General features: G+C 71.3%; 15 protein-coding genes. 5 read left to right on the top strand and 10 right to left on the bottom strand.

Annotated features, from left to right (window positions below; genetic code table 11):
- Nucleotides 1-3 precede the first annotated feature (3 nt).
- The 8 genes from ACH45E_RS19160 to ACH45E_RS19125 form a co-directional block, all read right to left on the bottom strand.
- Entirely contained in the window at nt 4-1,602 is a 1,599-nt protein-coding gene (locus tag ACH45E_RS19160; RefSeq protein WP_361442765.1) for a carboxyl transferase domain-containing protein, read from the bottom strand.
- On the bottom strand, nt 1,599-3,278 hold the full coding sequence (locus ACH45E_RS19155) for an acyclic terpene utilization AtuA family protein (protein ID WP_361442762.1): 1,680 nt from the start codon (nt 3,276-3,278) through the stop codon (nt 1,599-1,601). The genes ACH45E_RS19160 and ACH45E_RS19155 overlap by 4 nt, the downstream gene beginning before the upstream one ends.
- Complete coding sequence (locus ACH45E_RS19150; RefSeq protein ID WP_361442759.1) at nt 3,275-4,069, bottom strand: TIGR03084 family metal-binding protein; 795 nt, start codon at nt 4,067-4,069, stop codon at nt 3,275-3,277. The genes ACH45E_RS19155 and ACH45E_RS19150 overlap by 4 nt, the downstream gene beginning before the upstream one ends.
- A 136-nt stretch (nt 4,070-4,205) precedes the next feature.
- Entirely contained in the window at nt 4,206-5,909 is a 1,704-nt protein-coding gene (locus tag ACH45E_RS19145; protein WP_361442756.1) for an NAD-dependent malic enzyme, read from the bottom strand.
- 117 nt (nt 5,910-6,026) lie between these two features.
- Nucleotides 6,027-6,962 carry an EamA family transporter gene (locus ACH45E_RS19140; protein ID WP_361442753.1) on the bottom strand — a complete coding sequence of 312 codons (936 nt, stop codon included), beginning with the start codon at nt 6,960-6,962 and terminating at the stop codon, nt 6,027-6,029.
- 47 nt (nt 6,963-7,009) lie between these two features.
- A complete protein-coding gene (locus tag ACH45E_RS19135; RefSeq protein WP_361442750.1) occupies nt 7,010-9,166 on the bottom strand; it encodes an ABC transporter ATP-binding protein in 2,157 nt (718 codons plus the stop codon).
- A gap of 104 nt (nt 9,167-9,270) precedes the next feature.
- Nucleotides 9,271-9,402, bottom strand: a complete 132-nt coding sequence (locus tag ACH45E_RS19130) for a hypothetical protein (RefSeq protein WP_361442747.1) — start codon at nt 9,400-9,402, stop codon at nt 9,271-9,273.
- A 212-nt stretch (nt 9,403-9,614) separates the two neighbouring features.
- Nucleotides 9,615-12,446, bottom strand: coding sequence for an FAD-binding and (Fe-S)-binding domain-containing protein (locus ACH45E_RS19125; protein ID WP_361442744.1), 2,832 nt, complete (start codon nt 12,444-12,446; stop codon nt 9,615-9,617).
- Nucleotides 12,447-12,603: 157 nt separating this feature from the next.
- Here ACH45E_RS19125 and serC point away from each other — a divergent pair, with 157 nt between their 5' ends.
- Entirely contained in the window at nt 12,604-13,722 is a 1,119-nt protein-coding gene (gene serC / locus ACH45E_RS19120; RefSeq protein ID WP_361442741.1) for a phosphoserine transaminase, read from the top strand.
- A gap of 283 nt (nt 13,723-14,005) precedes the next feature.
- Nucleotides 14,006-15,586, top strand: a complete 1,581-nt coding sequence (locus ACH45E_RS19115; protein WP_361442738.1) for an alpha/beta hydrolase — start codon at nt 14,006-14,008, stop codon at nt 15,584-15,586.
- An 87-nt stretch (nt 15,587-15,673) separates the two neighbouring features.
- On the opposite strand, the gene ACH45E_RS19110 is transcribed toward ACH45E_RS19115, so the two are convergent.
- Both ACH45E_RS19110 and ACH45E_RS19105 read right to left on the bottom strand, forming a co-directional pair.
- Entirely contained in the window at nt 15,674-17,197 is a 1,524-nt protein-coding gene (locus ACH45E_RS19110; protein ID WP_361442735.1) for a cellulase family glycosylhydrolase, read from the bottom strand.
- A gap of 120 nt (nt 17,198-17,317) precedes the next feature.
- The gene (locus ACH45E_RS19105; RefSeq protein ID WP_361442732.1) at nt 17,318-18,325 is read right to left on the bottom strand and encodes a WD40 repeat domain-containing protein; all 1,008 of its coding nucleotides are present in this window, start codon (nt 18,323-18,325) and stop codon (nt 17,318-17,320) included.
- A 118-nt stretch (nt 18,326-18,443) separates the two neighbouring features.
- On the opposite strand from ACH45E_RS19105, the gene ACH45E_RS19100 reads away from it, so the two are divergent.
- The 3 genes from ACH45E_RS19100 to ACH45E_RS19090 all read left to right on the top strand — a co-directional run bounded on the left by ACH45E_RS19100 (nt 18,444) and on the right by ACH45E_RS19090 (nt 19,588).
- Entirely contained in the window at nt 18,444-19,124 is a 681-nt protein-coding gene (locus ACH45E_RS19100) for a GDSL-type esterase/lipase family protein (protein WP_361442729.1), read from the top strand.
- Nucleotides 19,125-19,219: 95 nt separating this feature from the next.
- Nucleotides 19,220-19,393 (top strand): hypothetical protein, encoded by a 174-nt coding sequence (locus ACH45E_RS19095; protein ID WP_361442726.1) that lies wholly within the window; start codon nt 19,220-19,222, stop codon nt 19,391-19,393.
- Entirely contained in the window at nt 19,394-19,588 is a 195-nt protein-coding gene (locus tag ACH45E_RS19090; protein ID WP_361442723.1) for a hypothetical protein, read from the top strand. It begins immediately after the preceding gene.
- Nucleotides 19,589-20,137: the final 549 nt, after the last annotated feature.

Here is a 20,137-nt window from a genome sequence, read left to right as displayed (position 1 = left end):
CCCTCACATCCGGAAGACGCCGAACCCACCGCGCGCGCCCTCGTAGGCGGCCGTGTGGATCGCGGACAGGCACAGGCCGAGGACGGTGCGGGTGTCGCGGGGGTCGATGACGCCGTCGTCGTACAGCCGCCCGGACAGGAACATCGGCAGCGACTCGGACTCGATCTGCTGCTCCACCATCGCGCGCAGCGCGGCGTCCGCGTCCTCGTCGTACGGCTGTCCCTTCGCTACGGCCGACTGGCGGGCGACGATCGACAGCACGCCCGCGAGCTGCTGCGGGCCCATCACGGCCGACTTGGCGCTGGGCCAGGCGAACAGGAACCGCGGGTCGTAGGCGCGCCCGCACATGCCGTAGTGCCCGGCACCGTACGAGGCGCCCATGAGGACGGACAGGTGCGGCACGCGGGAGTTGCTGACCGCGTTGATCATCATCGAGCCGTGCTTGATGATCCCGCCCTGCTCGTACTCCCGGCCGACCATGTAGCCGGTGGTGTTGTGCAGGAAGAGGAGGGGGATGTCGCGCTGGTTGGCGAGCTGGATGAACTGGGCCGCCTTCTGCGACTCCGCGCTGAACAGCACCCCCTGCGCGTTCGCCAGGATCCCCACCGGATAGCCGTGCAGGGCCGCCCAGCCGGTCGTCAGGCTCGTCCCGTACAGCGGCTTGAACTCGTCGAAGTCGGAGGCGTCGACGAGCCGGGTGATGACCTCGCGCGGGTCGAAGGGGGTCTTGAGATCACCGGGGACGATGCCGAGCAGTTCCTCGGGGTCGTACTCGGGGGGCTCGGCCGGGCCGGGGTCGGGGTGGGCCTTGCGGTGGTTGAGCCGGGCCACCACCCGCCGGGCCTGGCGCAGCGCGTCCTGCTCGTCGACGGCGAAGTAGTCCGCGAGGCCCGACACGCGCGCGTGCATCTCCGCGCCGCCCAGCGACTCGTCGTCGCTCTCCTCCCCGGTCGCCATCTTCACCAGCGGCGGGCCGCCCAGGAAGACCTTCGCCCGCTCCTTGACCATGATCACGTGGTCGGACATGCCGGGGATGTAGGCGCCACCGGCGGTGGAGTTCCCGAAGACGACGGCGACGGTCGGGATTCCGGCGGCCGACAGCCGGGTCAGGTCCCGGAAGATGGCGCCCCCGGGGATGAAGATCTCCTTCTGGGAGGGCAGGTCCGCGCCCCCGGACTCGACCAGGCTGATGCAGGGCAGCCGGTTGGCCAGCGCGATGTCATTGGCGCGGAGGGCCTTCTTCAGGCTCCACGGGTTGCTGGCGCCGCCGCGCACGGTCGGGTCGTTGGCGGTGATCAGGCACTCCACGCCCTCGACGACCCCGATGCCGGTGACGAGGGAGGCGCCGACGGTGTACTCACTCCCCCACGCGGCCAGCGGCGACAGCTCCAGGAACGGCGTGTCCGGGTCGAGGAGCAGCTCGATCCGCTCCCGGGCGAGCAGCTTGCCCCGCTCGCGGTGCCGCCGCACGTACTTCTCGCCACCGCCCGCGAGGGCCTTGGCGTGCTCGGCGTCCAGGTCGGCGAGCTTGGCGAGCATGGCCTCGCGGTTCGCCGTGTAGTCGGGGCTCTTGGTGTCCAGGGCGGACGGGACGACCGTCACAGGAGGGCCTCCGGGATGTCCAGGTGCCGGGAGCGCAGCCACTCGCCGAGCGCCTTGGCCTGCGGATCGAAACGGTGCTGGGCGGCGACCCCTTCGCCGAGGAGCCCCTCGACGACGAAGTTGAGCGCGCGGAGGTTGGGCAGGGCGTGCCGGGTGACGGGCAGGTCGCGGCTCTCGGGGATCAGCTCCCGGAACCGGTCGGCCGTCAGCGTGTGCGCGAGCCACCGCCAGGCCTCGTCCGTGGGCGCCCAGACGCCGACGTTGGCGTTGCCGCCCTTGTCGCCGCTGCGGGCGCCGGCGACGAGTCCGAGGGGAGCGCGTCGAGTGGGGCCGGGGGGCAGGGGTTCCGGTGGGGGCGGCTGCGGTACGTCGTCGAGTACGAGGGTGTCGTGGGCCGGGGGCACGGGGATTCGGCGCCCGTCGTGGAGGACGGCCACATGGTCGACGGCATCCTGGGGGACGTACGCATCCTCGAAGATCCCATAGGGCGCGCCCTTTCCGGGTGGCGCGAGCACATGGAAGCCGGGGTAACTCGCGAGGGCCAGCTCGACGGCGGCTCCGCTGAGCGCCCGCCCCACCAGCTCCTGGTCCGGGTCCCGTACGACGAGCCGGAGCAGCGCACTGGCCGTCTCCTCGGTGTCGGCGTCGGGGCGGTCGGTGCGGACGAGTTCCCATCGGATGCCGGCGGGCGGGGACTTGGCGAGCGCGTCGGTCAGCTGCGCCCGCACCAGCTCGGCCTTCGCCTCGATGTCGAGTCCCGTGAGCACGAAGACGACCTCGTTGCGGAAGCCGCCGAGCCGGTTGCGGCCGACCTTGAGCGTCGGGGACGGGGCCTCGCCGCGCACTCCCTCGATGCGGACGCGGTCCGGGCCTTCCTGGGTGAGCCGTACGGTGTCCAGCCGGGCGGTGACGTCGGGTCCGGCGTACCGGGCGCCGCCCGTCTCGTACAGCAGCTGGGCGGTCACCGTGCCGACGTCGACGAAACCGCCGGTGCCGGGGTGCTTGGTGATGACGCAGCTGCCGTCCTCGTGGATCTCGGCGAGCGGGAAGCCGGGGCGGCGGACGTCCCGGCCGGACCCGGCGAAGAACGCGTAGTTTCCGCCGGTGGCCTGTGCCCCGCACTCCAGGACGTGCCCGGCGACGACGGCGCCCGCGAGCCGGTCGTGGTCCGCCGGCTGCCAGCCGAAGCGGGCGGCGGCCGGCCCGGTGACGAGAGCCGCGTCGGTGACCCGCCCGGTGACGACGACGTCGGCGCCTTCCCGCAGACAGGCGGCGATACCGAAGCCACCGAAGTAGGCGTTGGCGGTGAGGCTGTCCGGATACCGGCCCTTGAGGTCGTCGCCCTCGACGTGGGCGACACGCGTGGGAAGGCCCAGGCGGTCGGCCAATCGCCGTACGGCATCGGCGAGTCCGGCGGGATTGAGCCCGCCCGCGTTGGCGACGATCCGCACGCCGCGCTCATGGGCCAGGCCGAGGCACTCCTCGAGCTGGCGGAGGAACGTGCGGGCGTGACCGGCGGCGGGGTCCTTGAGGCGGTCCCGGCCGAGGATGAGCATGGTCAGCTCGGCGAGGTAGTCGCCGGTGAGTACGTCGAGTTCGCCGCCGGTGAGCATCTCGCGCATGGCGTCGAAGCGGTCGCCGTAGAAGCCGGAGGCGTTGCCTATGCGCAGGGTCACGCGGTGCCGCCCTTCGGGGTGCGGCCGGGGCCGGGCGGGCCCGCGAAGGCCTGGGCGACGTCCAGCCAGCGGTCGGCGTCGGGGCCCTCGGCGCGCAGGGCGAGGTCGGCGCGGTGCGCGCGCTGGGTGACGAGGAGGCAGAAGTCGAGGGCGGGACCGGTGACGCGGTCGGTGGCCTCCTCGGGGCCGTACGTCCACAACTCGCCGGAAGGCGCGACCAGTTCGACACGGAAGTCATCGAACGGCACGGGCAGTCCATGCACGCCGAAGGCGAAGTCGCGGGTGCGGACGCCGAGGCGGGCGATGTGCTGGAGCCGGTCGGTCGGGGTAAGCGACACGCCCAGCGCGTCCGCGATGTCCAGACCGTGCGCCCAGGTCTCCATCAAACGGGCGGTGGCCATCGAGGCGACGGACATAGGGGGCCCGTACCAGGGGAAACGCGCCCGCGCGGGCGCCGCCCGCAGCGCCTGGGCCAGGGCCTCGCGCCCGGCCCGCCAGTCCGCCAGCAACTGCGCGGGAGGCTTGGCGGCCCCGTCCTCCGCCCCGTTGTCCACGAAGTCCCCGGGCTCGGCCAGCGCCTTCTCGACCTCGCGGGCGAAGGCGTCCTGATCGGTGAGGGCGAGCAGGGAGGAGTGGTCGGTCCAGGCGAGGTGAGCGATCTGGTGGGCGACGGTCCAGCGGGGCGCGGGGGTGGTGAGGGCCCACTGCTCGGGCGTCAACTCGGCTACCAGCCAGTCGAGTTCAGCACTCTCGGCACACAGGTCATCGATCACGGGCGTCGGGTCGGCCATGCCGGGAGCATGGCAGCGGGGGAAGAAACAATCAAGCGTGCTTGCATGAATTCATGCTCCGGCGAGACGGCACGTTCGCCGTGTTCGCCGTGCCGGCCGCGTGCGCCGCCTTCGCCGCGTGTGCCGCGTCTGTCCCTCAGACGGCCTCGATCGGCGGATAGACCGGCGCCCACATCACCGCTCGCACGGCCGCGTCCACGTCGTCGAGATCGGCCCGGGCGACATCGTCCTCCGCCGCTGCCGTGGCCACCGCGGCGGCGACCGCCGCGGAGGTGGCGCGCAGGTCGTGGACGGGAGGGAGTACGGGCGCGCCCGGGTCGGTCACGTCCGTCTGCCGTGCGACCGCGTCCGCCGCGGCCCGCAGCATGCGGTCGGTGACATGGGTGGCCTGGGCGATGATCGCGCCGAGGCCGAGTCCGGGGAAGATGAGGGCGTTGTTGGCCTGCCCGATGTGATACGTCGTGCCGCCGTGTTCCACCGGGTCGAAGGGGCTGCCCGTGGCGACCAGGGCCTTGCCGTCGGTCCAGGCGAGGAGGTCGGCGGGCTTGGCCTCGGACAGGTCGGTGGGGTTGGAGAGCGGGAGGATGATCGGGCGGTCCGTGTGCCCGGCCATCTCGCGGACGACGGTCTCGGTGAAGGCGCCGCCCTGGCCGGAGGTGCCGATGAGGATGGTGGGGCGGACCCGGCGGACGACCTCGTCGAGCGGGATGCCGGGCAGGTCGTCGTCGCGCCGCCAGTCGGAGACCTCGTCGGCGGGGCGGGCGAAGGGCACCTGGAAGTCGCGGAGCTTGTCGCCCTGGTCGTCGGTGAGCAGGCCGTAGCGGTCGACGCACCAGAAGCGGGCGGTGGCCTCGTCGGCCGGCAGGCCCTCCGAGACCAGGGCGTCGTGGAGCTGGTCGGCGATGCCGATGCCGGCGCTGCCCGCGCCGAAGACGACGATGCGGTGCTCGCGCAGGGGCGTGCCGCTGGCCTTGGCGCCGGAGAGGACGGCGGCGAGGTTGACGGCGCCGGTGCCCTGGATGTCGTCGTTGAAGGTGAAGACGTGGTCGCGGTAGTGGTTGAGGATGCGGCGGGCGTTGGTGAGGCCGAAGTCCTCCCAGTGCAGCAGGGCACGGGGGAAGAGCTTGCCGGCGGTGGTGACGTAGGCGTCGATGAAGGCGTCGTAGGCGTCGCGGTCGACGCGGGGGTGCCGGTTGCCGAGGTAGAGGGGGTTGTCGAGGAGTTCCTGGCGGTTGGTGCCGACGTCGAGCATGACGGCCAGGGTGCGGCGCGGGTCGACACCGGCGGCGGCCGTGTAGACGGCGAGCTTGCCCACGGCGATGTCGATGCCGCCGACGCCCCAGTCGCCGATGCCGAGGATGGCCTCGCCGTCGGTGGCGACGACGAGGTCGACGTCGTCGGGGCCGAGGCCCGAGGCACGCAGGGAACGCTCGATGTCGTCGGGGGCGTCGACGGACAGGTACACCCCGCGCGGGCGCCGGTACTCGTAGCTGTAGCGCTTGATGGCGGTGCCCACGGTCGGGGTGTAGACGATGGGCAGCATCTCCTCGAGATGGTCGCCGACCAGCCGGTAGAACAGCACCTCGTTGCGGTCGTGCAGGGCGGTCAGGTTGACGCTCCGGGCGAGGTCGTCCGGCTGCTCGCGGAACTGGGCGTAGGCGCGGTCGGCCTGCTCGTCCTGGGTGAGCACGCCCGGCGGCACCAGGCCGACCAGGTCCAGAGCCCGGCGTTCCTCCTCGGTGAACGCGGTGCCGCGGTTGAGCCGCGGGTCACCGAGGACGGCCCTGCCGCGGGCCGTGATCTTCAGAGGCTTGTGTGTGGTGTCCCGCTCGGACGTCATGGGGCCTCCTGGCGGAAGGTCTGTGCCGGTACCTGTCCCTGTCGCCTTTCCGTCCAGCTCTGTCCCAATCAGGAATGTGCCGGATCCAGCGGATGGCCGCCCGGCCCCTACGCCCGTTCATGCGTCCGGCGCCACCACCTCGCGCCGCCCCACCTGCGTCCTTACCGCGCCCATGCTCGCCGCGACGACCAGGGCGATGGCGAGGGCCTGCAGGGGCGCGAGGGTCTGGCCGAGGATCAGGAAGCCGGCCGTCGCGGCGATGGCCGGTTCCAGGCTCATGAGGATGGCGAAGGTGGGGGCGGGGAGGCGCCGCAGGGCGAGGAGTTCGAGGGTGTAGGGCAGGACGGAGGAGAGGATCGCGACAGCTGAGCCCAGGGCGACCGTGACCGGGTCGAGGAGCCTGCCGCCCGACTCGACGACGCCCAGCGGCAGGAACAGCAGCGCCGCCACCGCCATGGCCAGCGCCAGCCCGTCCGCCTGGGGGAAGCGGCGGCCCGTGCGCGCGCTGAAGACGATGTAGGCCGCCCACATGACTCCCGCGCCCAGCGCGAAGGCGGCGCCCACCAGGTCGAGGTCGCCGAAGCCTCCGCCGCCGAGCAGGAAGACGCCGAGGAGGGCCAGGCCGGCCCAGACCGCGTTGACGGCGCGGCGGGACGCCAGGACGGAGAGGGTGAGGGGGCCGAGGACCTCGAGGGTGACGGCGGCGCCCAGCGGGATGCGGGCCACGGCCTCGTAGAAGAGGCCGTTCATCGCGCCCATCGTGATACCGAAGACGATCACCGTGCCCCAGTCGGTACGCGAGTGGCCCCGCAGCCGGGGGCGGCAGACCAGCAGCAGGACCAGCGCCGCCGCGAGCAGTCGCAGCGTCACCACGCCGAGCGCGCCGGCCCGGGGCATCAGGGTCACGGCGAGGGCGCCGCCGAACTGCACGGAGACGCCTCCGGCCAGCACCAGACCCACCGGCCCGAGCGAGCCGAACCGGCGGGGGCTGCCGCCACCGCCCCTGGAGACGACGGGCGGGGACGACGGGGTGGCGGCGCGGGGGGTGCTCACGGGCGGTCCTGGGGCTGGTTCGGATCAGAGGCGACCCTGATCGTTCATCACGATGTACTTTCAGGTCCAGGGTAATAGACTGTCTCGTCGCGGAACAGGGGGCGTCCGTCAGGGAGGGCGGTGGGGACGGCGGCGTAGGGGTCGGCCCCGTACGCGTGGCCGTACGAGGGGCCGTACGAGTCGCCGTACACAGGCCCGGGCTCGTGCCCCTGCTCGTACCCGTACCCGTACCCCTGCTCGTACCCGTTCGCATACGCAGGCTCGGGCCAGGCCCCCGCCGCGGCGCCGTACGCACCGTACGCGTCATGACCGTTCCCCCCGTGCCCTCCGTTCCCCTGGGCGGGCGCGTCCTGTACGTACGTCCCCTGACCGGTCTCGAAGGACAGCGGCAGACGCAGCTCGCCCGTGTCCATCACCGCGTTGTTCTGCGAGCGGTGCAACCGCGCGTACGCCCCGCCCCGCGCGAGCAGCTCCTCGTGCCGGCCGGTTTCCACGATGCGGCCCCGGTCCACGACCAGGATGCGGTCGGCGTCGGGGGCGAGGTTGAGGTCGTGGGTGATCATGATCGTCGTACGGCCGCTCATCAGGCGGCGCAGGGGCTTGACGACACGGCGGGCCGCCATCGCGTCCAGGCCCGTCGTGGGCTCGTCCAGCACCAGGACCGGCGCGTCGCGCAGGATGGCGCGGGCTATCGCCAGGCGCTGGAGCTGGCCGCCGGAGAGGCGGGCCGAGTTCGGGTCGACCTTGGTGTCGTAGCCCTCGGGGAGCCGGACGATGAAGTCGTGGGCGTCGGCCGCCTTCGCCGCGTCCTCGATCGCCTGGTCGCTGGCGCCGGGCCGGCCGCAGGCGATGTTCGCGCGGACGGTGTCGTGCAGGACCAGGGTCTCCTGGGGGAGCAGGGTGACGTATTCGCGCAGGCGGGCGAGGGGGAAGTCCCGCAGGGGCACACCGTCGAGGAGCAGGTCGCCCGCGTCGGGGTCGTAGAAGCGCAGGAGGAGCTTGGAGACCGTGGACTTGCCGGCGCCGCTCGGGCCGGTGATGATCACCAGCTCGCCGGGGCTGACCGTGAAGGAGAGGTCCTTCAGGGCGGGCTTCTCCGTGCCGGGGTAGCCGAAGTACACGTTCCGCGCCTCGACCGTGCCGTCGGGGCGGCCGGTCTCCGGGCCGCCGTGCCCGGGGTCGGCGACCGCCGGCCGCACGTCCAGGATCTCGATGAGCCGCTCGGCGCCCGCCGTGGCCGCCGTCACGGTGAGGCCGAGCTGGGCCAGGCCGCGTACCGGCGGGTAGAGGTAGCCGAGGAAGGCGGAGAAGGCGAGGAGCTGGCCGAGGGTCATACGGCCGGTGGAGATCTCCCAGGCGCCGATGCCGATCACGGCGAGGACGCAGACCGTCTCGATGACCTGCACCAGCTGCTCGTACGCCTCGTTCAGCCGGGTCGAGCGGACCGAGGCGCGGAACCAGGCGTTCGCCTCCTCGCTCAGGCGGCGGCGCTCCGCGTCACGGCGGTCGTAGGCCTGGGTGAGCACGATGTTGCCGAGGGACTCCTCGACCACCGAGGTGATCGCGCCGTCGGCGACCCGGCCCTCGCGGGATACATCCTTGATGGCGCCGGAGAAGCGGCGGGCCGCCAGCCAGAAGAGGGGGGCGAGGACGAAGGTGGCGGCGGCCAGGTCCCAGCGCAGCCAGAACGCGGCGGCCGCGTAGAACAGGGCGGAGAAGGCGGCGGAGGCGGCGCCCACGAGACCCGACACGACCATCGTCTCGATCGCCTCGACGTCGCTGGTCAGACGGGAGAGCAGGTCGCCCTGGCGGTGGTTCTGGAAGAAGTGCGGGGGCAGTTGCTGTACGTGGTCGAAGACGTGCTCGCGCAGCCGCATGACGAAGCGCTCGGTCGCCCAGGCGGCCAGGGAGTTGCCCGCGTACGCGACGACCGCGCCGACCGCCGCGATGCCCAGCCACTTGAGCGCCGGGGACCAGAACGCGCCCAGCGAGCCCTTCTCCAGGGCGTTGTCGGTGAGGTCGCCGAACAGCAGGATGGCCTCGGTCTCGGCCAGTGCGGCGAGCACGGTGCAGATCCAGACAATCAGGAGCCAACGGCGCAGACCTCTGGTCAACGGCCAGAAACGGCGGAATGCGGTACGGGCTGGAATGGTGGGAGTTTCCTCGTATTCGTACTCCTCGCCTTCATCCTCGTCCAGGTTCATTCCCCGTCCCCTCTCCGCTTTCCGTCTCCAGAATTCCCGTAATCAAGAAAAGGGGCCGACGGTGCACCATCGACCCCTTTTTCTTTATCGCTCGATCAGCCGGTTCAGCGGTCCTGGCCGGGCAGCGGCCGGGGAGCGGGAGCCGGCGCGTGCTTCTTCTTGGGCTTCGGCTTCGGCGGCGGAGGCAGCTGCTTCGACGGCTTCGGGGGCAGCGGGGCCAGCTTCTTGAGGCTCATTTCCGACTCCTTTGTGTCGCGCTGTACATGAGGTGCTGAATTCCGTTTCCGGAACCCGACACCGAGAAACTTACACACTTCTCATGCGCCGGAACGGCAAAAATGGCAAAGGAGAGCTGTGAACTCCCTGGGAGAACCTTGGAGTTGCTTTGTGAACCTGGGAGCCGCTTGGGGAAGCCCGCGGTTCCTTTGAAAAACCTGAGAAAGGAGCCTCAGCGCTCCGCGCCGAAGCGGGCGGCGGCCGCCTCGGGCAGGGCATCCGCCAGCACCTCCGCCATGTGCCGCCCCCGTACCCCGCCCAACTGCTCCAGCTGCGTACGGCAGGAGAACCCGTCCGCCAGGACCACCGCCCCCTGTGGCGCCTGGCGGACCGAGGGCAGCAGCTGCTCCTCCGCACAGGCCCGCGACACCTCGAAGTGGCCCGACTCGAAGCCGAAGTTGCCCGCGAGCCCGCAGCAGCCGCCGCTCAGCTCGCCGGTCAGGCCTGCCGCCGCGCGCAGCCGGCGGTCGGGCGCGTCGCCGAGTACCGCGTGCTGGTGGCAGTGGGTCTGGCCGACCGCAGGGCGGTTCACGGGCGGCGGGGTCCAGTCGGGGGCGTACCGCTGGAGCGCCTCCGCGAAGGTGACCACCGCCGACGCCAGCCGTGCCGCGCGCGGGTCGTCGTGCAGCAGCTCGGGCAGGTCACCGCGGAGGGCGGCCGCACAGCTGGGCTCCAGGACGACGACCGGGGTCGCCGCGTCGAGGGCCGGATCCATCAGGTCGAGGGTGCGGCGCATGACCTTGCGGGCGTGGTCGAGCTGGCCCGTGGAGACGTACGTCAGCCCGCAGCAGACCCCGCCCCGGGGTGCCTCCACTCGAAGTCCGGCCGCCTCGAGCACCCGTACGGCCGCCCGGCCCACCTCGGGCGAGAGGTGCTCGGTGAAGGTGTCCGGCCAGAGGACGACGGGCCGCCCCCCGTCGGAGCCGACGCCAGGCGTCCGGTCCCGTCGTCGCCACCACCGGCTGAACGTCTCCCGCGCCACCCGTGGAATCTCCCGCTCGGCCGCGATCCCGCCCAGCCGCCCGGCCAGCCGGGCGAGCGGCCGTATCCCCGCCAGGGCGTTGAGCAGCGGCGCGGTGCGGGTGCGGTCGATCCAGCGCAGCCACAGCGGCAGCCGGCCCATCGCGTAGTGCGCGGCGGGGCGGCGCCTGCCCCGGTAGTGGTGGTGCAGGAACTCCGCCTTGTACGTGGCCATGTCGACCCCGACCGGGCAGTCGGACCGGCAGCCCTTGCAGGCGAGGCACAGGTCCAGCGCGTCCCGGACCTCGGTGGAGCGCCAGCCGTCGGTGACCAGCTCGCCCGCGAGCATCTCGTGCAGCAGCCGGGCCCGCCCGCGCGTGGAGTGCTCCTCCTCGCCGGTCGCGCGGAACGAGGGGCACATGACGGCGGGGCCCGTCGTCCCCGTGGTACGGCACTTGGCGACGCCGACGCACCGGCGGACCGCTGCCGAGAAGTCGCCGCCGTCGGCCGGGTAGCCGAAGGCCACGTCGACCGGCTCGCGCGGCAGCACGGCGAAGCGCAGGTCGGCGTCCAGCGGGGCCGGGCGGACCAGCATGCCGGGGTTGAGCAGGTCGTCGGGGTCCCAGACGCCCTTGGCGCGTTCGAAGAGGGCCACCAGTTCGTCGCCGTACATCCGGGGCAGCAGCTCGGCTCGGGCCTGCCCGTCGCCGTGCTCGCCGGAGAGCGAGCCGCCGTGGGTGACGACCAGGTCGGCGAGTTCCTCGGAGAAGCGGCGGAAGCGGCCGACGCCCGCCTCGGTGAGCAGGTCGAAGTCGATGCGGACGTGGATACAGCCGTCCCCGAAGTGACCGTACGGGGTGCCGCGCAGGCCGTGCGCGGACAGCAGTGCCCGGAAGTCGCGCAGGTAGGAGCCGAGCCGGGCGGGCGGTACCGCGCAGTCCTCCCAGCCGGGCCAGGCCTCGGAGCCGTCCGGCATCCGGGTCGCCGTGCCGCTGGCGTCCTCACGGATCCGCCACAGGGCGCGCTGTTCACCCGGATCGGTGACGACGGAGGCGCCCACGACATCGGCCGCCCGGACGATCGCCTCGGCACGCGCGCGGGCCTGAGCCGCCGTGTCCCCGCCGGTCTCCACGAACAGCCAGGCGGCACCCCGGGGCAGCCCGGCCGGGGACGGCACCAGGTCGGCCGCCATGCCCTCCACCGTGAGCGGGCGGTGCGGCAGCAGCCCGGCGGCGGCATCGGCGGCCGCACCCTCGTCGGCGTAACCCAGCACGGCCAGGGCACGCGCGCGCGGCGCCTCGACCAGCCGTACGACCGCCTCCGTCAGCACGCCCAGCGTCCCCTCCGAGCCGCAGAAGGAGCGGGCGACGTCGGCGCCCCTCTCGGGGAGCAGGGCGTCCAGCGCGTACCCGGAGATCCGGCGGGGCAGCTCCGGGAAGCCGGTGCGCAGCCGGGCCAGCTCACCCTCCACCAGCGCGCGCAGCCCGTCCGGCGCCCCGGACCAGCCCGTGCCGAGCCGCAGCCGCCGACCGCGCGCGGTGAGCACCTCCAGCTCATGGACGCTGTCCGCCGTCGTCCCCCAGGCCACCGAGTGCGAGCCGCACGAGTTGTTGCCGATCATCCCGCCGAGCGTGCACCGGCTGTGCGTGGACGGGTCCGGGCCGAACCGCAGTCCGTGCGGCGCCGCCGCCTCCTGCAGCCGGTCCAGGACGAGCCCCGGCTGGACGACCGCCGTCCGGGAGCCGGGGTCGAGCTCCAGCAGGCGGTTCATGTGCCGGGTGAAGTCCAGCACCACGCCCGTGCCCGTCGCCTGCCCCGCGATCGACGTGCCCCCGCCCCGCGCCACCACCGGCACCCCGCGCGCCCGGCACACCTCCAGCACGGCTGCCACGTCCTCCGCGTCCCGCGGGGCCACCACGCCCAGGGGGACACGCCGGTAGTTGGACGCGTCCATGGTCACGAGCGCCCGGGAGGTGACATCGAAGCCGACCTCGCCCCGGACGGCCCCGCGCAGCTCCGCCTCAAGCCCCGTGTGATCCGTCATGCGTCCAGAATGCATCCGCTCACGCACAGTCACTGAGAGTTTTCCACAACCCCGCCCGTATCGTCGTACAACCTCACAAGTCCACAGCTCGGCGATCTCGTCTCATCCGACGGACATGGTTTCCGTCCCGTTTCGCCCAGCGGATACCCTCCGACTCGTGGCCGACATCCAGATTCCCGCTGACATCAAGCCCGCCGACGGTCGTTTCGGCGCAGGCCCCTCCAAGGTGCGCACCGAGGCGCTGGACGCGCTCGCCGCGACCGGCAGCTCGCTGCTCGGCACCTCGCACCGCCAGGCCCCGGTCAAGAACCTCGTGGGCCAGGTTCGCGAAGGCATCAGCTCCCTGTTCTCCCTCCCGGAGGGCTACGAGGTCGTCCTCGGCAACGGCGGCTCCACCGCCTTCTGGGACATCGCCACCCACGGACTGATCGAGAACAAGTCCCAGCACCTCAACTTCGGCGAGTTCTCCTCCAAGTTCGCCAAGGCGGCCAAGCTCGCCCCCTGGCTGGCCGAGCCCACCGTGATCGCCGCCGACCCCGGCACCCACCCCGAGGCCCAGGCCGAGGCGGGCGTCGACGTCTACGCCCTCACCCACAACGAGACCTCCACCGGCGTCGCCATGCCGATCAAGCGTGTGGCCGGTGCCGACGAGGGCTCCCTCGTCCTCGTGGACGCCACCTCCGGCGCCGGCGGTCTCCCGGTCGACATCGCCGAGACCGACGTCTACTACTTCGCCCCCCAGAAGTCCTTCGCCTCCGACGGCGGCCTGTGGATCGGCGTCTTCTCCCCGGCCGCGATCGAGCGCGCCGAGCGCGTCCACGCGTCCGGCCGCCACGTCCCGGAGTTCTTCTCGCTCCCCACGGCGATCGACAACTCCCGCAAGAACCAGACGTACAACACCCCGGCCCTCGCCACTCTCTTCCTGCTGAACCAGCAGCTGGAGTGGCTCAACGGCCAGGGCGGCCTGGCCTTCTCCACCGGCCGCACCAAGGACTCCTCGACCCGCCTGTACAGCTGGGCGGAGGAGTCCAAGTACGCCACCCCGTTCGTCTCCGACCCGGCCAAGCGCTCCCAGGTCATCGGCACGATCGACTTCTCCGACGAGATCGACGCGGCGGCCGTCGCCAAGGTGCTGCGCGCCAACGGCATCGTCGACACCGAGCCCTACCGCAAGCTCGGCCGCAACCAGCTGCGCATCGCGATGTTCCCGGCGATCGACCCGGCGGACGTCGAGGCACTGACCAAGTGCGTCGACTACGTGATCGACAAGCTCTGAGCATGCTCTGAGCATGCTCAGAGCATGCTCAGAGCGCATTCTGCGCAAGGTCGTACGCCAGTACGGACGTTGAGGGGCGCCCCGCGGAGTACCGTGGGGCGCCCCTCGCCGTACCCGTCACCGGTCGGTGCGGACGGAAATCAGCCCGTTCGGGTTCTCCTCCGTACGTCTCTTTCCGTGTCCTCCGCGAGGCGTAGCAAGACAGCACCGCAGGGGGATTCGCCCACCTGTCCGACACGAAATCGTCGAGCCGTCCTGGAACTCACCGAAAGGAACGGCCATCGTGCGGATAGGACGCCTCGCGCCCGTGCTCGCCGCGGGGATCACGGCGACGCTGGTCCCGGCTCTCGCTCCGGCTCAGGCATCAGCGGCGGAACCGCTGGGGAGATCAGCGAACCAGACGCCCGCGTGGCACAGATGTGACACGTCGACGCCCGCCGCGCTCCAGTGCGCGACGATCAAAGTCCCGCTCGACTACAGCCGCCCCGACGGCAAGACGATCAAGCTGGCCATCTCCCGCATGAAGACCAGCGTCCCGAGCAAGCGGCGCGGTGTGCTCCTGTTCAACCCCGGTGGCCCGGGCGGCGAAGGCCTCGACATGCCGGACATGATGAAGGACGCGTTGCCCAAGAAGATCCGCCAGCAGTACGACCTCGTCGGGTTCGACCCGCGCGGCGTGGGTCGCAGCAGCCCCCTCACCTGCGGTCTCAACGAAACCGAGCAGAACTTCGAACACGCCTACCGGGCGGAGACGTTCAGCGACAACGTCAAGTGGGCCCGGAAGGTCGCCGACAAGTGCCGCGCGAAGAACGGCGACACGCTGCGGTACATCACCACCCGCAACACCGCCCGCGACATGGACGTCATCCGCGCCGTTCTGGGCGAGAAGAAGATCTCCTACCTGGGCTACTCCTACGGCACCTACCTGGGCGCCGTCTACGCGCAGATGTTCCCCGAGCAGACCGACCGCTTCGTGCTGGACAGCTCGGTCGACCCCGCACGCGTCTGGCGCGGCATGATCCAGGTCTGGGCGGAGGGCACCGAGCCGGCGTTCACCCGCTGGACGAAGTGGACCGCACAGCACGACCGCACCTACAAACTCGGCACCACCCCGGCCAAGGTGAAGAAGACGTTCTGGGACCTGATCGCCCGGGCCGACCGCACGCCCATCGTGGACGGTGACCAGAAGATCACCGGCGACGACATCCGGGGCTTCCTGCGCGCCCAGTTCTTCAGCCCCGAGGTAGCGGCCCAGTCGGTCGTCGACCTGAAGAAGGCCGCCGACGGCCGTGCGGTTGCCCGCCGTTCCCTCATACCGGACGACCAGAGGAACCCCAGCCGGTTCACCACGCGCGCCGCCCAGCCGCCGGCCGACAACGGCACCGCCGTCTTCTGGAGTGTGGTCTGCGGGGACACCGCGGCCTGGCCGCGCGACACCGAGCAGTACCGGCGTGACGCGATCCGGAACAAGGCGAAGTACCCCCTCTACGGTGACTTCGGCTCCAACGTCATGCCCTGCGCGTTCTGGGACAAGCCCACCGAGCCCGTCACCCGGGTGGACAACAAGGTCGGCCTGCTCACCGTCCAGAACCAGTGGGACTCCCAGACGCCCCTGGTCAGCGGCCTCGGTATGCATCACGCGCTGAAGGGCTCGCGCATGGTGTACGTCAAGGGCGGCGAGGGCCACGGCGTCTACGGCAACGACCCGAACTCCTGCGCCGACCGCACCGTCAACGCCTACCTGAGCAACGGACGGCTTCCCGCGCAGGACGTCACCTGCAAGGCGTCCGGCCGCAGGGGCGCCGGCCTGAGCCGGCCCATCGTGCCGGTGCCGCCGTTCACGCCGGGAGCACCCCGCTTCTGACCCCTCGGCCCTGACGGGCCACACGGTCGCCGGACGGGCCACACGGTCCTCGGACGGGCGCCCGGTGCCACACCGGGCGCCCGTCTCTCAGGTCGCCGCGCAGGTGACCGCCGGCACCCCGCCGCCGCCCGGTGCACCCCCGAACCCGAAGCTCGTCGAACCGCCCAGCGCCACACTGCCGTTGTGATCGGCGTTCACCGCCGTGACGGCCGACCCGCTCTGGGTGTACGAGGCGTTCCACATGGACGTGATCTGCTGTGATCCGCTCCAGGTCCAGGTCACCTTCCAGGACTTCAGGGCCACGGTCCCGGTGTTGCTGACCGTCACCTGCGCGTTGAAGCCGCTGCCCCAGTCACTGCTGACGGCGTAGGAGGCGCTGCAGGTGGCAGTAGTACCCCCGCCTCCGCCCCCGTCGCCACCACCGCTTCCGCCGCCCGTGCCCGGGAACAGCGACGCCTTGACGCTCGCCAGGTACCCGTCCTTCACGGTGTCCACGGTCGCCCAGTCGTCCTTGAGGATCCCGCCGGTGTCACCGGAGTTGGGGTTCCAGGACCAGAAGGTCCAGTGGAAGCTGTCGGCGCCGTACGTCGACGTGGGCCGCAGATAACTCACCAGCGCGGCAAGCCACTTCTGGTCCACGGTCGACTGGAGGGTCGTACCGAACTCGCCGACCCACACGGGCGCGAGATTCTGCTTGAAGATGTAGCCCCAGTACTTGTCCCAGACGCCCGGCATGTTGGCGGGGAAGGTGGGATCGCTGAACCAGCTCTGCTGGGCGACGCTGGTGGCGTAGTCGTGGGCGGAGTACACGACCCGGTTGGCCACGTTGAGCTGCACCGGATACTGGGCGACCCCCATCAGGTTGCCGCCCCACCAGCCGGAGACGCCGTTGTACGACTGCACGCCCTCGACGAAGATCAGCAGGGCCGGGTTGACGGAGAGGACGGCGTCGCCCGCGCGCTGGGCGGCGAGCCGCCAGTCGGTGGCCTGGTCGCCGCAGCCCCAACAGGCGGGATCGTGGGGCTCGTTGTGCAGGTCGATACCGATGACGGTGTCCTGGCCCTTGTACCGCGCCGCCAGGGACTTCAGATCGGCGATCCAGGTCGACTCGGGGACGGACGAGGTGTACCAGAGCGCCGACTGACCCCCGGAGTCGGGCCGGTGCCGGTCGAGGATGACCTTCAGACCGTCCTGCCCGGCGTACGTGACGAGCTTGTCCATGACCTGGAGGGAGTTGAGCCCCTGGAGGTCGGCGTTCTTGCCGCTGGAGAAGTCGATGCTGTTGGGGACGGTGGAGCTCTTGAAGATGTCGTCGCTGTAGGGCAGCCGGATGGTGTTGTAGCCCAGCGACTTCATCTGGTCGATCATGTTCTTGTAGTCGCGTGACCAGAGGCCGTGCACGACGTAGTTGCCGGTCTCGAAGCCGAACCAGTTGATCCCGGCGATCCGGACCGGCTGCCCGGCCGCATCCAGGATCTGCCGGCCGCTGGTGTGCCAGTAGCCGGCGCCGGGGGTGGCGGCACTGTCGGCGTTTGCTGTCTGCGCGCCGGCCAGCGGTATGAGGAGCGCCGCCGCGGCAGCGCACAGCGCTCTTCGCAAGCTGCGGAACATGTGGCTGGGTCCTCTCGGGGGGACGCGGCCCCGGAACATATGGGAGCGCTCCCATATACCGCGCACCTCCAGAGAAGCGGGGCACCATGCCCACGTCAAGAGACCGCGTAGAGGTCGGTTTCAGCCCCGGCGTCGCCGCCGACGCACCCCGAAGAGAACGAGGGCCCCCGCGGCGACGGCGACGGCTCCGACCTTGAAGCCGTCAGTAGCGCTGTTGCCACTGCCGCTCTTGCCATCGGCGGATGCGGAACTCCCCGTGCCGGAAGAGGACTTGCCGGACGAGGCGCCGCTGGGTGCGTCCTCAGCCTGTACGGAGCTGTCGGCGCCCTCACTGCCGTACATGAGCTTGGTCCCGTCGGGCGAGTAGCTGACGGACTCCCCCTGCCCCTGCAGGGGCACGTCCAGCCGCCCCCGCCGCTTGATCTTCCCGCCGTCCCAGTCGTAGTAGATGCCGCCGAAGTAGCCGCGTACGGCGAGTTGCCGGCCGTTGGGCGAGAAGGCGGCGTCCGTCGCCCACAGGTCGATGGCGGCGACGGGCTTGAAGATGTTGCTGCCGGAGGAGGAGAGCCGGGCCGGCCCCTCGTACAGGTGCCCCCCGTCCTCGTTCTTGTCGATGATGTAGACCCGCCCGGTCTTGGGATGGACGAGGAGCGACTCGGCGTTCCGGGGCCCGTCCGCGTACTTGACGACGTACTGGGTGGCCGTGACGGTCTGGTCCTTCAGCACCTTCGGCTCGGGCAGCTTGTAGACCCAGACGTACGACCACTTGCCGCCGAGGTTGTCACCGATGTCCCCGACGTAGATCTCGTTCCCGGGCCCTATGGAGATCGCCTCCACGTCCCGCGGGGAGCCGATGCCCTTCAGGGTCAGGGTGGCGACGGTCTTCCCGGTCCTGCTGTCCACGGCGTAGATGTACGGGCCGTCGTCGCTGTCGTTGTGCGTCCAGTAGATCCCGGGGTGCAGATGGGAGGCGGCGAGGCCGCTGGACTCGGTGATCTTGGGGTCCTTGATCGTGAATCCCTGGTCACCGGCGCCGTCACCGTCGGCGGCGGAGGCTGCGGCGGAGGCGGGCAGGGCGAACACACCCGTGAGCAGAACCCCGGCGAGCAGGGCGAGCGATCGGCGCATGCCGCCAAGCCTGCCATCCCGGCGGACCGTTGAGGGACGGACGGCCGACCGGGGGACGTACGACGGGCGTGGTGGGCCTCACATCCCACCCGGTCCCGTGATCGTTCATCATGAGCGGATGCTCAGGTTCATGCCCGTCGGTGACTCCATGACGATCGGAAGCGCGGGCGAATACACATGGCGCTACCGGCTGTGGCAGCACCTCTGCGCCACCCACGACGGCCCCTTCACCTTCGTCGGCCCGCGCGAGACGCTGCACGACAAGACGACGGACGCCCCGACCTCGTACGCCTACGCCGACCCCGACTTCCCCCGCGCGCACCTGGCCGGCTGGGGCGAGGGCTGGGCCCACATGGTTCCGCTGATCGGCGACGCGGTACGCAAGCACCGACCCGACGTCCTGCTGGTCTCCCTGGGCCTGATCGACCTCGGCTTCTACACGAACGCCGAGCAGACGGCGGAGAACGTGCGGAAGTTCGTCAGGCAGGCGCGGGAGGCGGATCCACGAGTGCGGATGGTGCTGCTGCCGGTGATCCCGAACATCCGGGCCGAAGCGGACGAGACCTTCGCCGAGCAGGTGACGGCCTTCAACGACCTGCTGGCGAAGACGGTCGCGGACCTGGACGAGCCCTCCTCCTCCCTCCTGCTGGCCCTGATCCCGGAGTCGTACGACATCCACACCGACACGTACGACGGCACTCACCCGAACGAGATCGGGGAGCGGAAGCTGGCGGGGGTGTTCGCGGGGGCGATGTGGGAGGAGTGGGGGGTGGGCGGGGAGTACGACCCGCACGCCTGACCGCCGCTCGCACTCGTACGTGACCTGGTGACCGCGCGTATCGTTGTACTGCGCGGCTGACCTCATGCGGAGAGCAGCCGGTGAGGAGCGCCACGATGACCGTCTTTGAAGACAGGATCGCGATGGCCGAGAGCGACAACACGAGCACGCTCGACGAGATGTTCGAGCGGCTCGAGACGATGCCCGTCCCCGAGGGATACAAGGTCGAGATCGTCGAGGGGTTCGTCTACATGTCGCCACAGCGGGTAGGAGGTCGGGGTCGAGCTTGAGTGCCACCCGGCCGCCGATCACCGATCCGCTGCCGCGCCCCGCTGCGCGCGACGCCGCCGGCGTGCCACATCTACACCCACCCCAAGGACGACGACTACGCCACCGAGACGAAGATCGACTTCGGCGACGACGTGGACCTCGCCGATACATTGGTCGGCCTCGCCCTCAAGACGGACGAGTTCCCCCGCGACTGACTGCTTCGGGGTGTCGGCTCGGGTTCAGAGGCCGGGGCCGGGGCCGGGGCCGGGGCCGGGGCCGGGGCCGGTTGAACTGTGACCGTGGGGCCGCCCGCTTCTTTTGCAGTGTCGTGCCTCCGCGACCCGAGTAAAGGGCGCTGCGTTCCGCTGCGCTGCACTCCGCGTCGCCTGCGGCGATCGGCCTGGCGGCCGACCCTTGACTCGGCTCGCTCCAGCACGGGGAAGAAGCGAGCGGGCAGCCCGGAGAAAGCGGGGGCCGAGGTCGGTGTTCCCTTCCGCCGGTTGGGCTGTGGGGCGGGGTTGGGGGGCGCGGTGGCGCCTCGCCTGCACGCCGGGTCGGCTTAGCGGCGATCGGTGAGTGGGTGGCTGATGGTGCGCGCAGTCGGCAGGGGCGGCACGCCGGGGCGGCTTGGCGACTTGCGGTCAGTGGATGGTGCGCGCGCTGGGCAGGGGGCGGCACGCCGGGGCGGCTTGGCGACTTGCGGTCAGTGGATGGTGCGCGCGCTGGGCAGGGGGCGGCACGCCGGGGCGGCTTGGCGACTTGCG

It is taken from the genome of Streptomyces sp. NPDC020299, assembly GCF_044387825.1.
Classification (GTDB): Bacteria; Actinomycetota; Actinomycetes; order Streptomycetales; family Streptomycetaceae; genus Streptomyces.
Note: the sequence above shows the minus strand (reverse complement) of the source record. Positions and strands in the feature narration are given on the sequence as shown.